Origin of the sequence: [Chlorobium] sp. 445 (genome assembly GCA_002763895.1) — a bacterium.
Classification (GTDB): domain Bacteria; phylum Bacteroidota; class Chlorobiia; order Chlorobiales; family Thermochlorobacteraceae; genus Thermochlorobacter.
In genome coordinates this window covers 1-2,790 of sequence record NSLH01000059.1, presented here as the reverse complement: position 1 = coordinate 2,790, position 2,790 = coordinate 1, and the positions used below count along the sequence as shown (strand labels likewise).

The 2,790-nt window shown below is 50.9% G+C and carries 2 protein-coding genes; both read left to right on the top strand.

Going from position 1 to position 2,790, the window contains the following annotated elements; translation table 11 throughout:
* Positions 1–296 precede the first annotated feature (296 nt).
* Positions 297–1,175: a type II restriction endonuclease gene (locus CMR00_12580; protein ID PIO47032.1), complete on the top strand. Its 879-nt coding sequence runs from the start codon at positions 297–299 to the stop codon at positions 1,173–1,175.
* Entirely contained in the window at positions 1,172–2,647 is a 1,476-nt protein-coding gene (locus CMR00_12575; protein ID PIO47031.1) for an SAM-dependent methyltransferase, read from the top strand. The genes CMR00_12580 and CMR00_12575 overlap by 4 nt, the downstream gene beginning before the upstream one ends.
* The last annotated feature ends 143 nt before the right edge of the window (positions 2,648–2,790 follow it).

The following is a 2,790-nucleotide window of genomic DNA, read 5'->3' as shown; positions in this document are numbered from 1 at the left end:
GATGTCGCCCAAACCCGCCCGCTCCTGCCGCCCGCCGGCTGCGCCCCCTTATCATGTATAATGCTCTCATCCGGCAGTGATCTACTGAGGCATACGGGAGCAGGCGCATAATAAGTGAATATACACTTGCCAAAATGATTTCTAGGCTTGCCACCGGCGAGCGTTGAATCTGTATTGTCTATTCAAATAGACCAGAGTGAGGAAAGTAATCCATATTGAACAAAGAGTTAAAGCATATCCATTGCTTTGAACAGGCACTTTCTCTTCCTGCTGATAATTTATCGCTTGCATTGAATATGCTCAGGAATATTTCGTGGGATGATTTCTGGCTCAATCCGCGACGGCTACGCGGTAGCGACTTCCTAATGCGCTGGTCTCAGGGAGTATGGAGTGAACAGCGTCTTATTGAAGCAATCAACGCGACAAAAGAATATATGGCATTACCTTATGGACCAAGTGGTACTGCCCCTCAGAATGATGTGCGTGCTTTTGAGTTGTATTTTGAGCGGCTTGAGGCTGCTGGCTTGGGGCAGGTTAAACGTCCAGATCTCCTCATTTTTCAACGCGATGTCTATGAAGATCAGGTACAGAAAATGCTCGCAAAAATTGGTGGCATTGCCGAATTACCATTTCTACCTGAGGATATGCTTCGTGAGCTTATCGCTTTAGCAAAAATCGCTGTAGAATGTGAGCAAAGCCTCTGGATTGCCGAGAAGATGCCAGATTATGCTACCGCTATGAGACCAATGAAGCGTTTAGGCAATAAGTACGGTTTCAAGAAGAATGCGGTTCTTCCGACGATCATTTTGAAAGAAGAAGATTGGCACCCACTTCAGGAGTGGCAGAAGATGCATAGTATCCCAATTCACATTTGGCACGTATTTTTTGAACGGGCGTATGGGATTGCTTTGGATGAAGCCATCTACCGGATTGAACACGGGTTTATCGAACCAACTACGCAAGTATTTCAAGCTCCCAGTGGAGCAACGACCAAAAAGACGATTTACAAAATCTACTACCAATATGGCTATCCTCTTGCTGTGGCAACGCAACCAGCCACAGCCGTGGCTGAGTATATCGAAGATAGAAATGGACACATTTTACCATACGTTCGGTTTGTTGGCGGACAAATGGACGTGTTACCCGATGTACGCACCATGTTAGCTACCCTATGACACTCCCCCACCACTTCCATCAAGTTCGACCAACCACTTGGTATGCACGGGAACGGCTGCGTGAGAAAGGCCAATTTTGGACACCTCTGTGGCTCGCCCAAGCGATGGTTGCGTATGTGCTGCAAGAGTCACACCATGTGTTTGATCCGGCGATTGGACGCGGAGCGTTCTTGCAGGCGATGGGCGCGTTACACGTTCACAATCTATCATACTATGGTTTTGACGTTGACCCAACCGTACTCGAAGATGCGCTCTTCCAGCAAGCAGGCGTTATCGTTGAAGTGCGTGATTTTCTTGCCGCACCCCCACAGCAGCGATTTGCAGCAATTGTGGCGAATCCACCCTACATTCGGCATCATCGCCTTCCGGCTCCAACCAAAGCTATGCTTCAGCAACGCTGCAAGGAGATTACGGGGTTTCGCCTTGATGGACGGACTGGCTATCATGTCTACTTTTTGCTCCAAGCCTTACACCTGCTTCAGATCAACGGTCGGTTGGCCTTCGTTGTCCCCGCCGATACGGCTGAAGGGTGTTCTGCACCCATGCTCTGGCAGTGGATTACCACACAGTATTGTCTTGAAGACGTGATTACCTTTCATCCATCAGCGGCTCCATTTCCCAATGTAGATACGAATGCGCTTGTTGTTTTAATCAGGAATGTACCACCAAAACCTGTCTTTTGGTGGGGAGCGTGTCACCAGCCTGATGGTGACACGCTTCGCGAATGGATGACAACGAAGAACCTCACGCCACCACCAACGATGCTCACGGTTGAGCAACGCTCAATCCAAGAAGCACTCCAAACAGGACTGTCACGACCACGACGCACCGTAACAACCCAATCCTGTCTGGGCGATTTTGCGACGGTCATGCGGGGTATTGCGACTGGTGCGAATGACTTTTTTTTTCTCACCCGCCAACAGGCTCAGGAGCTGAAGTTACCAGATGATGTGCTCCGGATTGCCGTGGGACGTACTCGTGATGTGCTTGGAGATGAACTCACCGATACTGATATTGAACGGCTCGATACCGCTGGGCGGCCCACGCAACTGCTTGCTTTGACCCAGACCGATCAGATGACGCAGGCGATACAGGATTACCTTTTACAGGGTATCGCTTATGGGTTACCCCAGCGGGCCTTGCTGAAACAGCGGAACCCGTGGTATGTGATGGAACAGCGACGTGTGCCACCAATTCTGTTTGCGTATTTAGGGCGACGAAATACACGCTTTATTCGAAATCGTGCTGGGGCACTTCCATTAACGAGTTTCCTCTGTGTGTATCCACGTACTCTTGATGAAAACGCGATTGATCGGCTGTGGCAAGCCTGCAATCATGCGGCAACGCTTGCCAATTTACGCGGGGTAGCCAAAAGCTACGGTTCAGGAGCGATCAAAGTAGAGCCACGCAGTTTGGAGCGTCTCCCGATCCCTGATGATGTTGTCACCATGTATGGGTTACGTGAGCATTGATAGCGGCGAGGCAGGGTGCAAGGCGGGCGGCAAGGGCGGGCCCATACCACTGCGCCACCAACAGCAGCGCAAGGGTCTGCTCATCGGCGTGCGGGTGTCGCCGCCGCAGAGCCAAGCGAGCCAGTTCGCGTGCATCGTGCGAG

Coding starts and splice junctions, on each gene's coding strand:
- CMR00_12580 (PIO47032.1), top strand. CDS start 297: ATGCTCAGGAATATTTCGTGGGATGATTTCTGGCTCAATCCGCGACGG.
- CMR00_12575 (PIO47031.1), top strand. CDS start 1,172: ATGACACTCCCCCACCACTTCCATCAAGTTCGACCAACCACTTGGTAT.